Origin of the sequence: Streptomyces sp. NPDC001604, from assembly GCF_042893475.1 — a bacterium.
Taxonomy (GTDB): domain Bacteria; phylum Actinomycetota; class Actinomycetes; order Streptomycetales; family Streptomycetaceae; genus Streptomyces.
In genome coordinates this window covers 221,415-241,449 of the sequence record NZ_JBIAUY010000004.1, presented here as the reverse complement: position 1 = coordinate 241,449, position 20,035 = coordinate 221,415, and the positions used below count along the sequence as shown (strand labels likewise).

The 20,035-nt window shown below is 70.7% G+C and carries 19 protein-coding genes; 11 read left to right on the top strand and 8 right to left on the bottom strand.

Annotated features, from left to right (window positions below; translation table 11 throughout):
* The first annotated feature begins 19 nt into the window (after positions 1 to 19).
* The 8 genes from ACFY1E_RS14195 to ACFY1E_RS14160 all read left to right on the top strand — a co-directional run bounded on the left by ACFY1E_RS14195 (position 20) and on the right by ACFY1E_RS14160 (position 8,945).
* A complete protein-coding gene (locus ACFY1E_RS14195; protein WP_389075336.1) occupies positions 20 to 2,611 on the top strand; it encodes a YfhO family protein in 2,592 nt (863 codons plus the stop codon).
* A gap of 22 nt (positions 2,612 to 2,633) precedes the next feature.
* A complete protein-coding gene (locus ACFY1E_RS14190; protein WP_389075333.1) occupies positions 2,634 to 3,584 on the top strand; it encodes a glycosyltransferase family 2 protein in 951 nt (316 codons plus the stop codon).
* A complete protein-coding gene (locus tag ACFY1E_RS14185) occupies positions 3,584 to 4,003 on the top strand; it encodes a GtrA family protein (protein ID WP_389075332.1) in 420 nt (139 codons plus the stop codon). The genes ACFY1E_RS14190 and ACFY1E_RS14185 overlap by 1 nt, the downstream gene beginning before the upstream one ends.
* Positions 4,004 to 4,028: 25 nt before the next feature.
* Positions 4,029 to 5,057, top strand: coding sequence for an N-acetyl-gamma-glutamyl-phosphate reductase (gene argC / locus ACFY1E_RS14180; protein WP_389075330.1), 1,029 nt, complete (start codon positions 4,029 to 4,031; stop codon positions 5,055 to 5,057).
* Positions 5,058 to 5,145: 88 nt separating this feature from the next.
* Positions 5,146 to 6,297: a bifunctional glutamate N-acetyltransferase/amino-acid acetyltransferase ArgJ gene (argJ, locus tag ACFY1E_RS14175; RefSeq protein ID WP_389075328.1), complete on the top strand. Its 1,152-nt coding sequence runs from the start codon at positions 5,146 to 5,148 to the stop codon at positions 6,295 to 6,297.
* Positions 6,294 to 7,208 (top strand): acetylglutamate kinase, encoded by a 915-nt coding sequence (gene argB / locus ACFY1E_RS14170; RefSeq protein WP_115909264.1) that lies wholly within the window; start codon positions 6,294 to 6,296, stop codon positions 7,206 to 7,208. Before argJ ends, argB begins: the two co-directional genes overlap by 4 nt.
* Positions 7,205 to 8,398 carry an acetylornithine transaminase gene (locus ACFY1E_RS14165; RefSeq protein ID WP_389075326.1) on the top strand — a complete coding sequence of 398 codons (1,194 nt, stop codon included), beginning with the start codon at positions 7,205 to 7,207 and terminating at the stop codon, positions 8,396 to 8,398. The genes argB and ACFY1E_RS14165 overlap by 4 nt, the downstream gene beginning before the upstream one ends.
* Positions 8,399 to 8,405: 7 nt before the next feature.
* A complete protein-coding gene (locus tag ACFY1E_RS14160) occupies positions 8,406 to 8,945 on the top strand; it encodes an arginine repressor (RefSeq protein WP_351466396.1) in 540 nt (179 codons plus the stop codon).
* Between the two features lie 83 nt (positions 8,946 to 9,028).
* Here ACFY1E_RS14160 and ACFY1E_RS14155 read toward each other — a convergent pair whose 3' ends face one another.
* The 5 genes from ACFY1E_RS14155 to ACFY1E_RS14135 all read right to left on the bottom strand — a co-directional run bounded on the left by ACFY1E_RS14155 (position 9,029) and on the right by ACFY1E_RS14135 (position 13,938).
* A complete protein-coding gene (locus ACFY1E_RS14155) occupies positions 9,029 to 9,769 on the bottom strand; it encodes an FAD:protein FMN transferase (protein WP_389076023.1) in 741 nt (246 codons plus the stop codon).
* Between the two features lie 55 nt (positions 9,770 to 9,824).
* Entirely contained in the window at positions 9,825 to 10,643 is an 819-nt protein-coding gene (locus tag ACFY1E_RS14150) for an FMN-binding protein (protein WP_389075324.1), read from the bottom strand.
* A 30-nt stretch (positions 10,644 to 10,673) separates the two neighbouring features.
* Positions 10,674 to 12,056, bottom strand: a complete 1,383-nt coding sequence (locus ACFY1E_RS14145) for a ferric reductase-like transmembrane domain-containing protein (RefSeq protein ID WP_389075322.1) — start codon at positions 12,054 to 12,056, stop codon at positions 10,674 to 10,676.
* A gap of 75 nt (positions 12,057 to 12,131) precedes the next feature.
* Entirely contained in the window at positions 12,132 to 12,575 is a 444-nt protein-coding gene (locus ACFY1E_RS14140; protein ID WP_389075320.1) for an FMN-binding protein, read from the bottom strand.
* 10 nt (positions 12,576 to 12,585) lie between these two features.
* A complete protein-coding gene (locus tag ACFY1E_RS14135; protein ID WP_389075318.1) occupies positions 12,586 to 13,938 on the bottom strand; it encodes a ferric reductase-like transmembrane domain-containing protein in 1,353 nt (450 codons plus the stop codon).
* A 150-nt stretch (positions 13,939 to 14,088) separates the two neighbouring features.
* Here ACFY1E_RS14135 and ACFY1E_RS14130 point away from each other — a divergent pair, with 150 nt between their 5' ends.
* Positions 14,089 to 14,829 (top strand): response regulator transcription factor, encoded by a 741-nt coding sequence (locus tag ACFY1E_RS14130; RefSeq protein ID WP_389075316.1) that lies wholly within the window; start codon positions 14,089 to 14,091, stop codon positions 14,827 to 14,829.
* Entirely contained in the window at positions 14,826 to 16,286 is a 1,461-nt protein-coding gene (locus tag ACFY1E_RS14125) for a sensor histidine kinase (RefSeq protein WP_389075313.1), read from the top strand. Before ACFY1E_RS14130 ends, ACFY1E_RS14125 begins: the two co-directional genes overlap by 4 nt.
* Here ACFY1E_RS14125 and ACFY1E_RS14120 read toward each other — a convergent pair.
* From ACFY1E_RS14120 to ACFY1E_RS14110, 3 genes are all read right to left on the bottom strand, one after another.
* Positions 16,273 to 16,983, bottom strand: a complete 711-nt coding sequence (locus ACFY1E_RS14120; protein ID WP_389075311.1) for a L,D-transpeptidase — start codon at positions 16,981 to 16,983, stop codon at positions 16,273 to 16,275. The two genes, ACFY1E_RS14125 and ACFY1E_RS14120, sit on opposite strands and share 14 nt — an antisense overlap.
* Before the next feature lie 3 nt (positions 16,984 to 16,986).
* Positions 16,987 to 17,574, bottom strand: coding sequence for a pyridoxamine 5'-phosphate oxidase family protein (locus tag ACFY1E_RS14115; RefSeq protein ID WP_389075309.1), 588 nt, complete (start codon positions 17,572 to 17,574; stop codon positions 16,987 to 16,989).
* A gap of 126 nt (positions 17,575 to 17,700) precedes the next feature.
* Complete coding sequence (locus ACFY1E_RS14110; protein WP_389075306.1) at positions 17,701 to 18,582, bottom strand: hypothetical protein; 882 nt, start codon at positions 18,580 to 18,582, stop codon at positions 17,701 to 17,703.
* A gap of 201 nt (positions 18,583 to 18,783) precedes the next feature.
* Between ACFY1E_RS14110 and ACFY1E_RS14105 the strand changes: the two genes are divergently transcribed.
* Positions 18,784 to 19,980, top strand: a complete 1,197-nt coding sequence (locus ACFY1E_RS14105; RefSeq protein ID WP_389075304.1) for an argininosuccinate synthase — start codon at positions 18,784 to 18,786, stop codon at positions 19,978 to 19,980.
* Positions 19,981 to 20,035: the final 55 nt, after the last annotated feature.

The window sequence follows — 20,035 nt, the reverse complement described above, 5'->3', positions numbered from 1 at the left end:
CCGCGGGGAGTGCCAAGGAATGGATCGCTCGACCCTGTCCACAGCCGTTTCGAGCGGTCATTTCTCGCCGAAGAAGGCCGCGGCCCTGCTCGCGGCCGTCATCTCCGCCGCCGTGTTCTGCGCCGCCGACGCCGTCGCCCGCAGCTACCCCTTCGGCCCGCGCACCCGCAGCGTCAACGACCTCGGCAACCAGTACGTGCCCTTCCACGCGCACCTGTGGGACCTGCTGCACGGCCGGGCCGACGGTGGCCTCTTCGTCAACTGGCAGTCCGGCTTCGGCTCGAGCTTCCTGCCCGACCTGGGCACCTACCTCAGCAGCCCGTTCGCCCTGCTCGTCGGCCTGTTCCCACGGGACGAGATCGATCTCGCGGTCTATGTGATCACCGTGCTGAAGATCGCCTCCGCGGGTGCGTCCATGGCCTGGCTGCTGATGGGTCTGCGCCCCGGCCGCTGGTGGGGCGCCGGGCTGCTGGGCGCCTCGTACGCCCTGTGCGGCTGGACCGTGGCGCTCGGCGACTACAACCCGATGTGGCTCGACGGCCTCGCAGCCCTGCCGCTGCTGTGCCTGGTCGGCGAGTGGACCCTCCAGCGCCGGCGCCCGCTGCTCGGCGTCCTGATCGTCGCCCTCGCCTGGATCGCCAACTTCTACACCGCTTACATGGCCACCCTCGGCGCCGGCCTGGTGCTGCTGCTCCGGCTCTGGCTCTCCGACCTCTCCCGCAGGCAGCGACTCGTGGCGGCAGGGCGGGCCGCGGCCACCGTCGCCCTCGGCATGGGCCTGGCCGCACCACTGGTGACCGTCGTGTATTTCGGGACCAAGCACGCCTACCCGGGGCGGGTCGCGCAGTTCGCGCCCGTGGGCACCCAGGACCTGCTGGCCCGTCTGCTGCCCGCGACGTACAGCTTCGGCACCCCGGCCCTCTACGTGGGCATGGCGGCGCTGCTCCTCGCCCTCGCGCTGCCCTTCCACCGGGCGGTTCCGGGGCGGGTGCGCACCGGGTGGACGCTGCTCGTCGCCGCGGTCGCGCTGTCGCTGCAGTGGGGGCCGACCCATCTGGTCTGGCACGCCTTCGTCACCCCCCAGGGCAGCCCCTACCGGCAGACCTTCGTCCTGTGCGCACTGCTGGTGATGGCCGCCTGGCAGGCCCTGTCGTACGGCCTTCCCGACCGGCGGGCGCTGGGGGCCGCAGGAGCGCTGCTCGCCCTGATCGCCGCCTTGGCGAGCCTGAGTCACCTGGTGAAGCCGGTGGCCTGGCCGATCCTGGTGCTCGCCGTCATCGGTGCGGCGGGCGGCCTGCTGCTGTTGCGCCGCGCCGACGGCCGTCGTACCGCCGGCGCCTGGATCGCCCTGGTACTGCTGTTCGGCGGGCAGTTCGGCGAGGCGGCGGCCACTTCCGCCGTCGCCACCCGTGTGCGCCTCGGCCACATGGACGACTACGCGTCCTGGGGAGACAGGCAGGAGACCCAGGCGGAGGCGATCGCACGGGCCGACGGCTGGCCGCGGTACCGCACCGACCCGGGCCGGGAGCAGACCGTGGCCAACGACCCCCTGTCGGTCGGCGGCCAGGGCGCCCAGTACTACAGCAGCCTCACCGGCGACGTCCTCACCCGCACCCTCACCGCCCTCGGCGACGGCTGGACCTCGCGGGGCCGCAATCTGCAGAGCCTGGACAACCCCGTCACCGACGCGATCTTCTCCGTCGGAGCGCGGGTGCATTCGCCCGTCGACCCGCACCAGGAGTACCTGCCACAGTTCGGCGGCCCGTTGTCGGTCTCCCGGCAGGACGTGCCGCCTCTGGTGACCGTACGGAGCACGCCCGACCGGGCGGCCTTCGGGCCGTCGCCGTACCGCAACCAGGAGCTGCTGCTCGGCGCCCGCGTGTACACCGTCTCCCGGACCGCCGTCCACGACGACAGCGGAAACCTGCTCCATGAGAAGGACTGGGTCGGTTACGGGACCGCCCTCACCCACCCGACGATCACGGCCGACTGCCCGGCCGGCAGCCAGGTCTACCTGTGGGCCCCGTACTACTCCGGCACCGCACGCCTCGCAGGTCACACTGCGCTCTTCCGTGCCCAGTACCCGCGCAACCGCGCCGCCATGGCGCCGCTGGGCACGGCCCCGGCCTCCGGCCGGCTGCGCATCGCACTGACCCCCGACCGTCCCGGCCGCATCCCGCGGGGCGCCGTCGGCTGCCTGGACACCGCTCGGCTGCACAAGGCCGTGGAACACCTCAAGGCCACAGGAGCCACCCAGGTCACTGTCTCCGACGCCACGGTGCGGGCCGAACTGCCCGCGGGCAGCAGGGGACTCGCGGTCCTCGCGGCTCCCCGCATCGCGGGCTGGCGCTGCGCCGCGGGCGACGGCGACGCCGTACCGGCCGGGCAGTTCCACGGCCTGATCGCCGTCCCCCTCGACGGCTCCTCGACCAGCGTCACCTGCCAGTTCCATCCGCCCGGCCTGCGGCTCGGCACGGCTCTCGGGACCGCCTCGCTGCTGACCCTGATCCTGCTCGGCGCCGTCACCGCCGTACGCCGACGGCGTTCCGCCACGCCCACCCCACCGACCACCCACAGCCGCCCGCGCGAGCCCATGACCGGCGTTCTCTGACCGCGTCCCCAGGGGGTAAACCATGCTCATATCGATCGTCGCACCCTGTTACAACGAAGAAGACGTCATCGAGCGCTTCCACGACCAGGTCCAGAAGGTCGCGGAGGAGCTCCTTCCGCTCGGTCACGACATGGAGTTCGTGTACGTCGACGACGGCAGCCGAGACCGCACGCTCGCCGCGCTGGAGCGGCTGGCCGACCGGGACGCGCGCGTGCGCTACCTCTCCTTCAGCCGCAACTTCGGCAAGGAGGCGGCCCTGCTGGCCGGCCTGCGACACTCCACGGGAGACTCCGTGATCGTCATGGACGCGGACCTCCAGCACCCGCCGGAGCTGATCAAACGCATGGTGGACCTGCGAAAGGAGGGCTACGACCAGGTCATCGCCAAGCGCACCAGGACCGGTGATCGGATGACCCGCACGGTCACCGCCCGCCTCTACTACCGGCTCATCAACCGCCTCGTCGACGTGGAGCTCGTCGACGGTGTCGGCGACTTCCGGCTGATGTCCCGCCGTGTGGTGGACGCGGTCCTGGAGCTCACCGAGTACAACCGCTTCTCCAAGGGCCTGTTCGCCTGGGTGGGGTTCCCCAGCACCACCTTCGAGTACGACAACGCCGTACGCGAGGCCGGCCGCAGCTCCTGGAGCCTGCGCAGCCTGCTCAACTACGGCATCGACGGGCTGCTCTCCTTCAACAACAGGCCCCTGCGCCTCGCCCTCTACCTGGGCACGGGGCTGCTGCTGTGCGCCCTCGCCTATACCGCGTGGATCGTGGGCGCGGCGCTCGTCAACGGCGTGCAGACGCCCGGCTATGTCACGATCATCACCGCCGTCACCGGTGTCGCCGGAGTGCAGATGATCATGCTCGGGGTCATCGGGGAGTACACCGGCCGCATTTACTACGAGGTCAAACGGCGCCCGCACTTCCTGGTGAAGGCGAGCAATGTCGACCGGGCGAAGGACCTCATTCCCTGATGCGCAGTGCACTTGTCTCGAGGCAGATGATCACTTTCGCCGTGATCGGTGTCGTCAACACGGGCACGTATTACGGTGCCTATCTGCTGCTCCTCACCCGTTTGCCGTACCTCCTCGCCCATATCCTCGCGACCGCGCTCAGCCTGACGGGTTCATTCTTCCTCAATGCGCGATTCACCTATCGGACACGCCCGACGCTGCGGAAATTCATGCTGTTCCCGCTGACGAACGCCGCGAATTTCGTCATCACGACAGCCGGCGTCTACGTCCTCGTCGACCTGCTGCACTTCAGCAGCCGCTTCGCCCCGCTGCTCGCGTCCCTGGCGGCCGTCCCGGTGACCTTCCTCGTCTCCCGCAGGATCATGCTCCCGAAGGCGGACCCCGCCCCCGATTGCATAAACGTGCATCGATACGTATAGTCATGCCATCCAGGAGGAGGATGACATGGCGGTACGTGCGGCAGTGGCCGGAGCGAGCGGATACGCGGGCGGAGAGCTCCTGCGTCTGCTCCTGGCGCACCCGGAGATCGAGATCGGGGCCCTGAGCGGCAACTCCAACGCGGGCCAGCGCCTCGGCGCACTGCAGCCGCACCTGCTGCCGCTGGCCGACCGGACACTCCAGGAGACCACCCCCGAGGTCCTCGCCGGGCACGACGTGGTCTTCCTCGCCCTGCCCCACGGCCAGTCCGCCGCCGTCGCCGAGCAGCTCGGTCCGGACGTGCTCGTCGTCGACATGGGCGCCGACTTCCGGCTCAAGGATGCGGCCGACTGGGAGAGGTTCTACGGCTCCGCGCACGCCGGAACCTGGCCCTACGGCCTTCCCGAACTGCCGGGTGGCCGCGCCGCGCTGGAGGGGTCCAAGCGCATCGCGGTACCCGGCTGCTACCCGACGGCCGCCACCCTGGCCCTCTTCCCGGCCTATGCCGCGGGGCTCGCCGAGAACGAGGCCGTGATCGTCGCCGCCTCCGGCACCTCCGGCGCGGGCAAGGCGCCCAAGCCGCACCTGCTGGGCAGCGAGGTCATGGGCTCCATGTCGCCGTACGGCGTCGGCGGCGGCCACCGGCACACCCCCGAGATGATCCAGAACCTCAGCGCGGCGGCCGGAGAGCGGGTCTCCGTCTCCTTCACGCCGACCCTCGCACCGATGCCCCGCGGCATCCTCGCCACCTGCAGCGCGAAGGCGAAGCCGGGCGTGACCGCCGAGTCCGTGCGCGCCGCCTACGAGAAGGCCTTCGCCGACGAGCCCTTCGTCCATCTGCTGCCCGAGGGCCAGTGGCCCGCAACGGCGTCCGTCTACGGTTCCAACGCCGTTCAGGTGCAGGTCGCGTACGACGAGGCGGCGGGCCGCATCATCGCGATCAGCGCCATCGACAACCTGACCAAGGGCACCGCGGGCGGTGCCGTCCAGAGCATGAACCTCGCCCTCGGACTCGACGAGTCCACGGGGCTTTCCACGATCGGAGTCGCACCGTGAGCGACGCACGTGCAGCCACCGGGCCGCAGACAACGACGATGGCCGCACCGCTGCGCTGCACGGGCGGAGAAGCGAACAAGGAGACACAGTGAGCGTCACGGCAGCCAAGGGATTCACGGCGGCCGGCATCGCCGCCGGAATCAAGGAGAACGGCAACCCGGACCTGGCCCTCGTGGTCAACAACGGTCCCCGCCGCGCCGCCGCCGGTGTCTTCACCTCCAACCGTGTGAAGGCCGCACCCGTGCTGTGGTCCGAGCAGGTCCTGAAGAGCGGCCAGGTCTCCGCCGTCGTCCTCAACTCCGGTGGCGCCAACGCCTGTACGGGCCCGAAGGGCTTCCAGGACACGCACGCGACGGCAGAGAAGGTGGCCGAGGTCCTGGGCCGCGGCGCCATCGAGGTCGCCGTGTGCTCCACCGGCCTGATCGGCGTCCTGCTCCCGATGGACAAGCTGCTCCCGGGCGTCGAGACGGCCGCCGCCCAGCTCTCCGAGCACGGCGGCGAGAAGGCCGCCATCGCCATCAAGACCACGGACACCGTCCACAAGACGTCCGTCGTCACCAAGGACGGCTGGACCGTGGGCGGCATGGCGAAGGGCGCGGGCATGCTCGCCCCGGGCCTCGCCACCATGCTGGTCGTCCTCACCACCGACGCCGCCCTCGACAGCGACGTACTGGACAAGGCGCTGCGGGCGGCGACGCGCACGACCTTCGACCGCGTCGACTCCGACGGCTGCATGTCCACCAACGACACCGTCCTGCTGCTGGCCTCCGGCGCCTCCGAAGTCACCCCGGAATACGAGGAGTTCGCGGAGGCCGTACGGACCGTCTGCGACGACCTCGGCCAGCAGCTGATCCGCGACGCCGAGGGCGCCAGCAAGGACATCAAGGTCGAGGTGATCAACGCGGCGAGCGAGGACGACGCCGTCGAGGTGGGCCGCTCCATCGCCCGCAACAACCTCCTCAAGTGCGCCATCCACGGTGAGGACCCCAACTGGGGCCGCGTGCTCTCCGCGATCGGCACGACGAAGGCCGCCTTCGAGCCGGACCGGCTGAACGTCGCCATCAACGGCGTCTGGGTCTGCAAGAACGGCGGCGTGGGCGAGGACCGCGAGAAGGTCGACATGCGCTACCGCGAGGTGCACATCGTCGCCGACCTCGCCGCCGGGTCCGAGACCGCCACGATCTGGACCAACGACCTCACCGCCGACTACGTCCACGAGAACAGCGCCTATTCGTCATGAGCACCACTCGTAAGCACACCGCGCTCCCCAAGGCCCAGATCCTCATCGAGGCGCTGCCCTGGCTGGTCAAGCACAACGGCAAGACGGTCGTCATCAAGTTCGGCGGCAACGCCATGATCGACGAGGACCTGAAGGCCGCCTTCGCGCAGGACGTCGTCTTCCTGCACCACGCCGGTCTCAAGCCGGTCGTGGTGCACGGCGGCGGTCCGCAGATCAGCGCCGCCCTCGACCAGCACGGCATCGTCAGCGAGTTCAAGGCCGGCCTGCGCGTCACCACCGAGGACGCCATGGACGTCGTACGGATGGTGCTCGCCGGACAGGTCCAGCGCGAGCTGGTCGGGCTGCTCAACCAGCACGGCCCGCTGGCCATCGGCCTCACCGGCGAGGACGCGCACACCATCACCGCCACCAAGCACCAGCCCGAGATCGACGGCGAACTGGTCGACATCGGGCGGGTGGGCGAGATCACCGCGATCGACACGGGCGCGATCGAGGCTCTGCTCGCCGACGGCCGCATCCCGGTCGTCTCGTCGATCGCCCGCAGCCAGGACGACGGACATGTCTACAACGTCAATGCTGATACGGCGGCTGCGGCACTCGCTGCTGCTCTTGGAGCGGAGACTCTCATGGTCCTCACGGACGTCGAGGGTCTCTATGAGGACTGGCCGAACAGCGACGAGGTGATCAGCCGCCTCACCGCCTCCCAACTGGAGAAGCTGCTGCCGGAGCTGAGCTCCGGCATGGTGCCGAAGATGGAGGGCTGTCTGCACGCCGTCCGCAACGGCGTCACCACCGCCCGCGTCATCGACGGCCGGGTCCAGCACTCGATCCTGCTGGAGATCTTCACCGACGAGGGCATCGGCACGATGGTCGTGCCCGACGAGAATCCGCACGTACAGGGGGAGTCGTGAGCAACCAGGAACTGACCGCGCGGTGGCAGGGCGCGCTCATGAACAACTACGGCACCCCGCTGCTGCCCCTGGTGCGCGGCGAGGGCGCCAAGGTGTGGGACGCCGACCGCAAGCAGTACGTCGACTTCGTCGGCGGCATCGCGGTCAACGCGCTCGGCCACGCCCACCCGGCGATCGTCGAGGCCGTCAGCACGCAGATCGCGTCCCTGGGCCACATCTCCAACTTCTTCATGTCCGAGCCGACCGTGGCCCTTGCCGAGCGGCTGCTGCAGCTGTTCGGGCGGGACGGCAGGGTGTTCTTCTGCAACTCGGGCGCCGAGGCCAACGAGGCCGCCTTCAAGATCGGCCGGCTGACCGGGCGGACGCACATCGTCGCCACCGAGGGCGCCTTCCACGGCCGCACCATGGGCGCCCTCGCGATGACCGGCCAGCAGGGCAAGCGGGAGCCGTTCCTGCCGCTGCCGGGAGACGTCACGCATGTGCCGTACGGCGACGCACAGGCGCTCGCGGCCGCGGTCACCGAGGAGACCGCGCTGGTGATCCTGGAGCCGATCCAGGGCGAGATCGGCGTCGTCGTACCGCCCGCCGGGTATCTCAAGGCCGCCCGTGCGATCACCGCCGCGACCGGTGCGCTGCTGGTCCTGGACGAGGTGCAGACCGGAGTCGGTCGTACCGGCCACTGGTTCGAGTACCAGGCCCACGAGGGCGTCCTGCCGGACGTCGTCACGCTCGCCAAGGGCCTCGGCGGCGGGCTGCCGCTCGGCGCGACCGTGGCCTTCGGGCGCGCCGCGGAGCTGCTGCAGCCCGGGCACCACGGCACGACCTTCGGCGGCAATCCGGTCGCCTGCGCCGCCGGGCTCGCCGTCCTGGACACGATCGCGAACGAGGGGCTGCTGGAGAACGTCAAGCAGCAGAGCGAGAAGCTGCGGGACGGAATCGAGGCACTGGGCCACCCGTTGATCGACCATGTCCGGGGTGCGGGCCTCCTCCTGGGTATCGTGCTCACCGAGCCGCTCGCGCCCCAGGCGCGCCAGGCGGCTCAGGAGGCCGGATTCCTGGTGAACGCACCCGCCCCCGACGTCGTGCGGCTGATGCCGCCGCTGACTCTCGGCGACGACGAGGTGGACGCGTTCCTTCAGGCGCTCCCCGGCATCCTGGACCAGGCCAACGGGGACGGATCCGGAGAATGAGACGACGATGAGTCACGCGCAGGACGACGCACAGCACGCCGGGCCTGCCGTGCCGCAGACCCGCACCGCACGCCACCGCCGCATCGTGGACATCCTCAACCGGCAACCGGTGCGGTCACAGAGCCAGTTGGCGAAGTTGCTGGCCGACGACGGGCTGAACGTCACGCAGGCGACGCTGAGCCGGGATCTCGACGAGCTGAACGCGGTGAAGATCCGCAACAACGACGGTGACCTGATCTATGCGGTGCCGAGCGAGGGGGGTTTCCGGACCCCTCGGGCGCCGCTGGGGGAGTCGGCGAAGGAAGAGCGGATGCGGCGGTTGTCGCAGGAGCTGCTGATTTCTGCCGAGGCGTCGGCGAATCTTGTGGTGCTGCGGACGCCGCCGGGGGCTGCGCAGTTCTTGGCCTCGGCGATCGATCAGGCCGAGCTGCACGACATCCTTGGCACGATTGCCGGTGACGACACGTTGTTGCTGATCAGCCGGGATCCCAGTGGGGGGAGTGCGCTGGCCGAGCATTTGCTGAGGCTGGCTCAGAACGGGCATTGAGGGGGGTGGTTGCTGCCGTCCGCCGACTGCGACTTCGTCGTGGCTGGTCGCGCAGTTCCCCGCGCCCCTTCAGGGCGCTCCCGTCACCCGAGGCGAGATGCCAGGCCCCCTGTGCATCTCACCTCGTCGCCCGCCGTGATCAGTAGGGCCTCCACGTCCGGGAGGGACTCCAGCCAGCGCAGGCCCTGGTTGGAGCCCATGGCGAAGGCTGCTGTGGCCCAGCAGTCCGCCCAGGTCAGCTTGGGGGCCACCACGGTGACCGCCACCAGGTCGGTGACCGCGGAGCGGCCCGTGCGGGGGTCGACGATGTGGGCGCCGCGCTCGGCGGTGCCGGAGGTGGCCACCGCCAGCTCGTCGGCGCCGGCCGCGGAGACGACCGCCGCGAGGCCGCCCGGGCGCAGCGGGTCCGCCACCCCGACCCGCCAGGGCCGGTGCGGTTCGGGCATGCCGAGCAGCTGGACGTCCCCGCCGCCGTTCATGCTCACGCCGCTCACGCCGGGGGTGGCCGCCAGCAGCCGGGCCGCGCGCTCGGCGGCCCAGCCCTTGACGATGCCGGTCGGGTCCAGCCGCCCTTCGTAGCGCAGGCTGAACCAGCCGTCGCTCACCCGCTCCGCCTCGGCGCCCAGTGCGAGCACCTCGGCGACCTCGGGGGCGCACTGCTCGACGGCCAGCTCACCGCGTGCGAGCCGGGAGACCTGGCTGTCGTCGCGGTAGGTGCTGAACACCTCGTTCACCCGGTGCAGTCCGGCGATCGCCTCCGCCAGCGCCGCCTGCACCGCACCGGGCTCCCCGCCGCGGACGTCGAAGGAGAAGACGGTCCCCATGACCTCCTCCGCATGACGCACCGCGGCGGGAGCTTCTGCCGACTCGGCCACCGACTCAGCCACCGGCCTGGTCCAGCGCCGACTGCAGCGACTGCATGTAGCCGCTGCTGGTGTAGGTGGCACCCGACACCGCGTCGATCTTCGCGCTGCCGGCCGCCACCGCCTCCTGGTTGAGCTTCGGGATGGCCATTGCGGTCTTCTGGTCGCTGAGGCCGCCCTTGGGCGCCTGCACCGCGTCGGCCTTGGTGATCTTGCCGCCCGCGACGGTGATCCGGACCTGGACCGGCCCGTACTGGGTCTGCGCGACACTGCCGGTCACGGTCTTGGCCTGGGTGCTCGCGGAGCCCGAGCCCTGGGAGCTGCCGGACGCGGAACCCCCGCCGCTCTGCGAGGAACCGCCGCTGCCCTGCGAGGAACCGGCGCTCGCCTTCATCTTGTCGATCGCCGACTGCAGCGACTGCTTGTAGCCGTTGCTCGTGTACGTCGCCCCCGAGACCGAGTCGATCTGCGCGCTCTGCGCGGCGACCGTCTCCTTGGTCAGCTTCGGAATGGAGAGGGCGGTCTTCTGGTCGCTGGTGCCGCCCTTGGGCGCCTGGATCGCCTCAGCCTTGGTGATCTTGCCGTTGCTGACGGTCAGCCGGACCTGGACGTTGCCGTACTGCGTCTGGGCCACACTGCCGTCGACCGTGCCGCTCCCGGCGCCCGCCGTGCCGCCCTGCGGCGAGTCCTGCGCGGCCGCGGTCTGCTGCGGGGCCGCGCCGGCCGCCTGGGCGTTCGGGTCGGACGCCGGTTTCAGCGACAGCAGCAGTACGACGCCCGACACGGTGGCGGCGGTGGCCAGCACGACACGCCGGATGGGGTGACTCTTCTTCATCGCTTTCCCAGACTCCTGAAGTCCCGTCGCTCACATCTCGAACGACTCGTGATGGATGCGGCGGGCGGGCACTCCCGCCCCGCGCAGTGCTTCGTACACGCCCTGCGCGAACCCGGCAGGCCCGCACATGAAGACGTCGTGCTGTTCGATGTCCGGCAGCTTCTGCCGCAGCCGCTCCGCCGAGATGTCCGGGCGCTCCCCGTCCGGGCTGTTGACCGCGTACATCAGCCGGGCGCCGCGGTCGTCGGCGATGGCGGCGAGTTCGTCCCACAGGGCCAGATCCTGGGTGGTGTTGGCCCGGTACAGGAGCGTGATGTCGCCGGAGGCGCCGGGCAGGGTCTCGAACAGCGCCCGCATCGGCGTGATGCCGACGCCGCCGGCCACCAGCAGTACCTTGCCGCGGCTGCGCCGCTGCGCGGTCATCGCGCCGTAGGGGCCCTCGGCCCACACCCGGGTACCGGGCGTCAGCTCGCGCAGCCGGGCGCTGTGGTCGCCGATCGCCTTGACGGTGATCCGCAGCATGTCGGGACGCGGTGCCGCCGACAGCGAGTACGGGTGGGAGGAGAACCGCATGCCCGGCGCGAGGAACCGCCACCGGAAGAACTGCCCGGCCTCCGCGCCCATCCGGTGCAGCTTCCGCCCGCCGATCAGCACCGACACGATGCCCGGGGTCTCCTCGATCACGGCCTCGACGCGCATGCGGTGCCGCAGGTTCAGCCGGATCGGGGTGAGGATCCGGTACCAGATCACCAGCGCGGTCACCGACCCGTACAGCACGTACCAGAAGGTCTTCGCGGTCGGCTCGACGGCGAAGTCGTTGCCGGTGGTGATCTGGTGCCAGAACGTCAGGAACACCGCGCCGTACGTCAGCAGGTGGACGTGGTACCAGGTGTCGTACGGGATCCGGCGGCGGACCGGGCCGATCGACGTCAGCCCGATGACCACGAAAAGGCCCGTGCCGATGGCCGCCTTGCCCATGTCCGGCAACTGGTTGATGGAGTCGATCGTCTGCTGGACGATGTCGCCGAGCGATTTGCCCGCCTGCAGCGCATAGCCCCACATGATGAGGAAGATGTGCGCGAAGACCAGGCAGAGCGTGTAGCGGCCGCTCATCGCGTGCCAGCGCGCCACCCGGTCGGAGCCGACGCGCCGTTCGAGAGCGGGCACCCGGGCCATCTGCAGCACCACGAGCGCCATCAGATAACCCGCCAGCAGACCGGTGATCCGGCCCGCGTTGAGGATCTTGCCGTTCTGGTCGGCGATGGACGGCGTGTTGTGCCACCACAGCCACAGCACACCGACCGCGCCCGCCCATACGGCGAGCAGCAGGACGGTCGCCGGGGAGCGGCGCGGGCGGATGCGGCGCATCGTCTGGCGGCGGGCGGCGCGGCCGCCTGCGAGCGTGGTGGTCACTGTTCCTCCGGGGCGGGGGCAAGGGGGCTGTCGTGGTCCCTTGGCCCAGAGATACGTGGCGCGACGCCGGTGCGTTCAGCCGCGTGCCGAGTCCAGCGCGGACTGGAGTGACTGGCGGTAACCGTCACTTGTGTACGTGGCCCCGGAGACGGTGTCGATGTTCGCGCTCTGGGCCTGCAGCGCCTCGCTCCTGAGCCGGGGGAGGGCAAAGCTGTTGATCTCCTGGTCCCGCGGGTTCTCCGTCGGGTAGGTGACGGCGGTCACCTCGGTGAGCCTGCCGTTCTTGAGGGTGATACGGACCTGGACGGGGCCCCAGCGGGTCTGGACCGTGTCGCCGGTGACGGTCCTGGTGCCGGTGGCCGCGGCAGCGCTCGAACTGCCGGAGGGCGCGGGCACCGCCAGGGCCGCCGCCGGTGTCGAGTGCGGCTTCAGGGACAGCAGCAGCACCATCCCGGAGACGGTGGCGGCGCTCGCCAGCACGATCCGGCGCAGCGGGCGGTTCTTCTTCAACGCGTGCACTTCGCCTGCCTCACAGCTCGAACGACTCGTGGTGGATACGGCGGTCCGGCACACCCGCGGTGCGCAGCTCCTCGTACAGCTCGCGGGCGAAGCCGTGCGGGCCGCAGATGTAGACGTCGTGGCCCACGAGGTCGGGGAAGGACGCGCGCAGGGACTGGGCGGTGAGGCTGGGGCGCCGGCCGTCCGGCCCGTTGAGCGCGTACAGCACCTTGGCCCCGCGCCAGCGGGCGATGGCCTCCAACTCCCCGCCCAGCGCCAGGTCTTCGGCCGTGCGCGCCCGGTACAGAAGGGTGACCTCGCCGGGCAGCGTCTCGAACAGGGCCCGCAGCGGTGTGATGCCGACGCCGCCCGCGATCAGCAGCGACTTCTGCGCGGTCTGCCGGTCCTGGGTCAGCGACCCGTAGGGGCCCTCCGCCCACACCCGGGTGCCCGGCCGCAGCAGCGCGACGGCCGCGCTGTGGTCGCCGAGCGCCTTGACCGTGATCCGCATCAGGTCCTGGCGGGGCGTCGCCGACAGGGAGTACGGCGTCGACGCCCAGCCCATGCCCTCGCCGAGGAAGCGCCAGCGGAAGAACTGCCCGGCCCGCGCGCCCAGTTCGTCCAGCCGCTCGCCCCGTACGACGACGGAGTACACGCCCGGCGCCTCCTTGTGCACCGACTCCACCCGCAGCCGGTGCCGCAGGTTGAGCCGCAGCGGTACCAGGAGCCGGAACCACAGCACCAGGGCCGCGACGCCCAGGTACAGCGCGTACCAGGCGGCCGTGGCCGCGGTGTGGCCGTTGAACTCGTTGCCCAGGGTCAGCTGGTGGAAGAAGGCCAGGAACACCGCCAGGTACGTGAGCAGGTGGACGTAGTACCAGAACTCGTAGGAGAGCCGACGGCGGGCGGCGCGCGCCGAGGTGATGCCGACCGCGAACAGGATGACCGTCCCGGCAGTGGCTTTCAGCATGTCCGGGTAGTCCAGGACCACGGTGAGCGTCTCGTGCCAGACCGAGGCGCGGTCCTGGGCGGCGTACCCGAGGAGGATCAGCACGATGTGCGCGACCAGCAGGCACACGGTGTAGCGGCCGGCCATCGCATGCCAGCGGGCCACCCGGTCCGAGCCGATCCGCCGCTCCAGCAGCGGCACCCGCGCCATCAGACCGACCAGCACGGCGCAGGCGTACCCGCACAGCAGCCCGGCGATCCGCCCGGCCCCGGTCAGCCAGCCCGCCGCGCCCACCACCGACCCGGTGTCCGTCCACCACAGGGCGACCACGGCCGCCGCCCCGGCCCACAGCAGGGCGAGCACGGGGCCCGCGGGGGAGCGCCGCGCGGCCGGTGCCACGGCCGGTGCCGTCCGCCGCTCGTACACGGTGGTCATGTGTGCGTCCTTTCGCCTGTGTCCGGACGCAACTGTGCCGCCGCAACCTCTCAGCAGCCTCTGAACCGGCACCCTCTGAGCCCACTCAGAGGAAACTCAGAGCACCGGCGGCCGCCGCCCGCCCCGGCGAGGGGGGATCCTGGTAGGGCGATGAACACCACCCGCTCGGGCCGCCCCGCCCTCACCCGCCCCGACGGCACTCCGCTGCGCGTCCTCGTCGTCGACGACGACCCGGATCTCGCGGAGGTGCTCTCGGGTGCCCTGCGCTACGAGGGCTGGCAGGTCCGCTCGGCAGGCGACGGCGCCACCGCGCTGGCCGAGGCGCGGGAGCTGATGCCGGACGCCGTGGTGCTGGACGTGATGCTGCCCGACACCGACGGCTTCGCCGTGCTGCGCTCCCTGCACACCGTGAAGCCCGATGTGTGCGTGCTCTTCCTCACCGCACGGGACGCGGTCGAGGACCGCATCGCCGGCATCACGGCGGGCGGCGACGACTATGTCACCAAGCCCTTCAGCCTGGAGGAGGTCGTCGCCCGGGTCCGCGGACTGCTGCGCCGCGCCGGCATGGCACGCCAGCTGGACGAGGGCCCGCGGCTGACCGTGGGCGACCTGGTGATGGACGAGGAGGCCCGCGAGGTGACCCGGGCGGGCGAGCTGGTCGAGCTGTCGCCCACCGAGTTCGAACTGCTCCGCTTCCTGATGCGCAACCCGCGCCGCGTGCTCAGCAAGGCACAGATCCTCGACCGGGTCTGGTCCTACGACTTCGGCGGCCGCGCCCACGTCGTCGAGCTGTACATCTCCTATCTGCGCAAGAAGGTGGACGCGGGCCGCGAGCCGATGATCCACACGGTGCGGGGGGCCGGATACGTGCTCAAGCCGGTGACGCCATGAGGGTGCAGTGGCGGCGGCTGCCCCGGCCACGCACGCTCCGGGCCCGGCTCACCGTCGGCCTGGTGGTGCTGCTCGCGGTCAGCTGCGCGGCGGTGGGCCTCGCCGCCGTGATCGAGCTGAACGGCTTCCTCACCAGCCGCCTCGACGAGCAGCTGCAGCAGACCGGGAACCGATTCGCGGTGAGCCTCGAACACGGTGGCCAGTTGCCCAGCGACCACGACGCGGACAACCGCGGCGACGACCGCAGACAGGCCGCCGGCACCTTCGGCGCCCGCCTGGTCGACGGTACGGCCACCAACGCCGCGGTCATCCGGACCGGCGGAGTCGTCGACGTCACGCTGACGGCCAGGGACACCAGGCAGCTCGCCGCGGTCCCGGTCGACGGCAGGGGCCACAGCGTCCGGCTCTCCACGCTGCACGGCTACCGGGTGTCCGCGTCCAGGGGCCTCGACGGCGACGTCCTGATCACCGGGCTGCCGCTGGAGCCCGTGGAGGCCGCCGTCCACCGCCTCGAACTGGTCGCCGGGATCGTCTTCGGAGCCGCCCTCACCCTCACCGGCGTGGCGGGCGCCCTCTGGGTGCGCTGGTCCCTCAGACCGCTGAGCCGGGTCGCCGCGACCGCCACCCGGGTCAGCGAACTCCCCCTGGCAAGCGGCGAGGTGGCCCTGCCGCCGCGCGCCCCCGAGTCCGACCCGCGCAGCGAGGTGGGCACGGTGGCCGCCGCCTTCAACCGCATGCTGGGCCACGTGGAGGACGCCCTCACCCATCGGCACGCCAGCGAGGAACGGCTGCGCAGCTTCGCCGCCGACGCCAGCCACGAACTGCGTACCCCGGTCGCATCCGTCCGAGGCCACGCGGAACTGGCCCTGCTCCACCCCGGCCCGGTACCGCCGGAGATCACCCGAGCCCTGGAGCGCATCGCCGCCGAGTCGGGCCGCATGGGCGAGATGGTCGACGAGATGCTGCTGCTGGCCCGACTGGACGCGGGCCGCCCCCTGGAACGGCAACCCGTCGACCTCACCATGCTGGTCCTGGACGCCGTGACCGACGCCCGGGCCGCGGGCCCCGGGCACCGCTGGAGCCTGGAGCTGCCGGAGGAACCGGTCACGGTGAACGGCGACGCGCACCGGCTCCAGCAGGTGTTGGCCAACCTGCTGACCAACGCGCGAGTGCACACACCCGTGGGCACGAAGGTGACGGTGTCCCTCGACACCGAGGGCACCACCGTCCTCCTCAAGGTCCACGACGACGGCCCGGGCGTCCCCGAGGACATCCAGCCGGGCGTCTTCGAACGCTTCACGCGAGCCGAGCACCGCCGCCGCAAGGACGCCCCCGGCGGGGGCGCGGGCCTGGGCCTGTCGATCGTGGCAGCGGTGGCGGAGGCACACGGGGGGAGTGTGAGCCTGGAGAGCAGCGCGGGCTCGACCACCTTCTCCGTACGGCTCAGTACCGCGTGATCGCCGTACTCCCGCTCGCTGTTCCGACGGCGATGTGCGGCTCCTTCCCGGGAACCGCCCACTGGAGAATCGCCCGCATCGCGGACCTGGGCACGGACACACAACCCGCGGTGGCCCCACGCCCGTTGACATGCAGGAAGATGCCGGCGCCCCGCCCCCGTACGCGCTGGTGGTAGTTGAAGCCGATGACGAACGCATAGGCGTACTGCGTCCCGTACGAGGCGAGGTGCTCGGACTCGGACGCACGGCAGTCGGCCGGGCGCGGATCGGTCCAACGGTTGTAGGACGTCGAGGGGATGTCCTCGCACCACCACGAACTCTGCTTCACCGCACGGTACTTGTACCGGGTCCCGCGCGGCGCGGCCAAGATGCCGAAGGCGTACGGCAGGTCGTACAGCCCGGTCGGAGTCGTGTTCGTGTTCTGCCGGCGCGACGCCCCCTCCACGAGCCCCTTCGCCCCGTATCGCGCGGACGCCGAACCGGCCTTCACCCACCGGCCGCCCCGCAGGTCCCACCAGGTGACCGTGCCGGTCGTCGAGGCCGCCTTCGGGGCCACGGCGGTGATCAGCTGCGTACCGCCGCCCGTGTCGGCCATGCGGGCGGGAAGAGGCGCACCGGAGGCCGAGGCGGCCGGCACGGCACCGAGGACCAGGAGCGAGGCGCACACCAGGGCGCCGGCGACGAGAGCTGATCGCATGGCTCAGACCGTAGACGGGGGCAGCGGCAACGGCAGCCCGGGTAGGCCATCCAGGCTCGTGGCGATGTGCTCCTTCTTGGCGAAGTACTCGCCGAGCGAGGTGTCGTCCTCGCGCGCGAAGCGCTTGCCGTGCAGGTCGCGGTCCTCGTCGTAGGTCATGAACGGCACGGCGTAGCCGCAGGTGTCGCGGACGAGTTCGGCCGTCACGAGGATGACCGCCCGCAGGCCGTGCGGGGCCGGGTCGATGTCCGGGAAATGGGCGAGCAGTTCCTTGAAGCGGGGGTCGTCGCGGAAGACGGGCTCTCCGCGGCCGTGCACCCGCACGATGTTCGGCGGGCCCTGGAAGGCGCACCACATCAGCGTGATACGCCCGTTCTCCCGCAGATGCGCGATCGTCTCCGCGTTGGATCCGGCGAAGTCCAGATAGGCCACGGTGAGTTCGTCGATCACCGCGAAGGAGCCCTTGAGGCCCTTGGGGGAGAGGTTGACCGTGCCGTCGCCGGAGAGGGGCGCGGTCGCGGTGAAGAAGAGGGGCTGCGCCTCGATGAACCTGCGCAGCCTGCCGTCTATGCGTTCATAAGTCTTTCCCACGCCTCAAGATTATGAACGCAAACCTTTCGCCTGTCTAAAGGAATTATGGGCTCCGCTTGCAGGCCACCGGCCGTGGCCGCCCCGGCCGGCGCTGGATCGGGGCGGCCACAGCGCCTGCCACTCCTGTTACTTGGTGAGCGTGCAGGCGGCCAGGGAGTCCAGGCCGGTCGGCTTGGCGGAGGTGCGGCCGATAGCGATCGCGATGCGGTCGATGGTCGACTTCCGCTTGTCGGCCAGCGGGCCGAGGATCGCGTTCTGCACGAAGTTGGGGCCGCCCTGGCCGACCGTGCTCTGCAGCCGGTTGTTGGCCTCCTGGATCTGCGTCTGCAGCAGGGTGAGGTTGCGGGTGACCTCGGCCTGTGCGGAGGCGGGGATCGCCGGGAGCTTGGAGGCGACGTCCGGGCAGCTGATGGTGCCCGCGGCGGAGGCGCCGGAGCCGGCGTTGCCCGCGTTGACGTTGCCCTTGTTGGCGTTGCCCGCGTTGGCGTTCCCCTTGTTGGCGTTGCCCTTTGCGTTGCCCTTGTTGGCGTTGCCGGAGTTGGCGCCGGCGTTCGCGCCACCGGCGTTCAGGGTGCACGGCGCGAGCGCGTCCAGGCCGGTCGGCTTGGCCGCCGTACGCCCGATGGCGGTGGCGATGCGGTTGATCGTGGCCACCCGCTTGTCCTTGAGGGGCCCCAGGATGGCGTTGTTCACGAAGTTCGGGCCGCCCTGGCCGACCGTGCTCTGCAGCCGGTTGTTGGCCTCCTGGATCTGCGTCTGCAGCAGGGTGAGGTTGCGGGTGACCTCGGCCTGTGCGGAGGCCGGGATCGCCGGGAGCTTCGAGGCCACGTCCTGGCAGGTGATGGTGCCGGGGGACGCGGCCAGGGTCCGGGCGTTGTTCGCGCTGCCCTTGGACGGCGTCCCGGCGAGGGCGGAACCGGCGATCACCGCTCCGGACAGCGCCACCGCGGCAGCGCCACCGATGATCGCGACGCGACGCTTGTTGTACTTCGGAAGAGCCCTGGACATGCGGATGCCTCACTTGGGTCAGGAGTGGGTTTACAGACGCGGCGCCGGCGTTCGGGGTGAAGTACGAGTAAGCGGTTTCGTTTGTTCAACCGTCTTTCAGGACTTCTCCACACCCCGGGCTCCCGCCCGAGCTCGATTGACGAATCATGCAGAGCACTGCATACTCATGCATGTCAGTGAACGCGGTGTGAGGAGACCCCCGTGACCGAGCGCGTCGTACTCGCCTACTCAGGCGGTCTGGACACCTCCGTCGCCATCGGCTGGATCGCCGAGGAGACGGGCGCCGAGGTCATCGCCGTCGCGGTCGACGTCGGCCAGGGCGGCGAGGACCTGGACGTCATCCGCAAGCGCGCCCTCGCCTGCGGTGCCGTGGAGGCCGAAGTCGCCGACGCCAAGGACGAGTTCGCCGAGGAGTACTGCCTCCCGGCGGTCAAGGCCAACGCCCTCTACATGGACCGCTATCCGCTGGTCTCCGCGCTCTCCCGGCCGACGATCGTCAAGCACCTGGTCGCCGCCGCCGAGAAGCACGGCGCCACCACGGTCGCCCACGGCTGCACCGGCAAGGGCAACGACCAGGTCCGCTTCGAGGCCGGCATCGTCGCCCTCGCCCCCGGCCTCAAGTGCATCGCCCCGGTCCGCGACTACGCGATGACCCGCGACAAGGCGATCGCCTTCTGCGAGGAGAAGCAGCTCCCGATCGCCACCACCAAGAAGTCCCCGTACTCCATCGACCAGAACGTCTTCGGGCGCGCGGTGGAGACGGGCTTCCTGGAGGACATCTGGAACGCCCCGATCGAGGACATCTATGAGTACACCTCGAACCCGGCGACCCCGCGCGAGGCCGACGAGGTGATCATCACCTTCGAGCAGGGCGTCCCGGTCGCGATCGACGGCAGGCCCGTCACCGTCCTCCAGGCGATCCAGCAGCTCAACGAGCGCGCCGGCGCCCAGGGCATCGGCCGCATCGACATGGTCGAGGACCGCCTCGTCGGCATCAAGTCCCGCGAGGTGTACGAGGCCCCGGGCGCGATCGCCCTCATCACGGCCCACCAGGAGCTGGAGAACGTCACCGTCGAGCGCGAACTCGCCCGCTACAAGCGGCAGGTGGAGCAGCGCTGGGGCGAACTCGTCTACGACGGCCAGTGGTTCTCCCCGCTCAAGCGGGCCCTCGACGGCTTCATCGACGAGGCGAACCAGCATGTGAACGGCGACATCCGCATGACCCTGCACGGCGGCCGGGCGGTCGTGACGGGCAGGCGCTCCGGGTCGTCCCTGTACGACTTCAACCTGGCCACCTACGACACCGGCGACACCTTCGACCAGGCCGCGGCCAAGGGCTTCATCGACATCTACAGCCTGTCGTCGAAGATCGCGGCCCAGCGCCAGTCGCAGGCATAGCCTGACGTGACCTCGCGCGAGCGAGACTGTGCGCAATACCGACCAATCCTCCCTA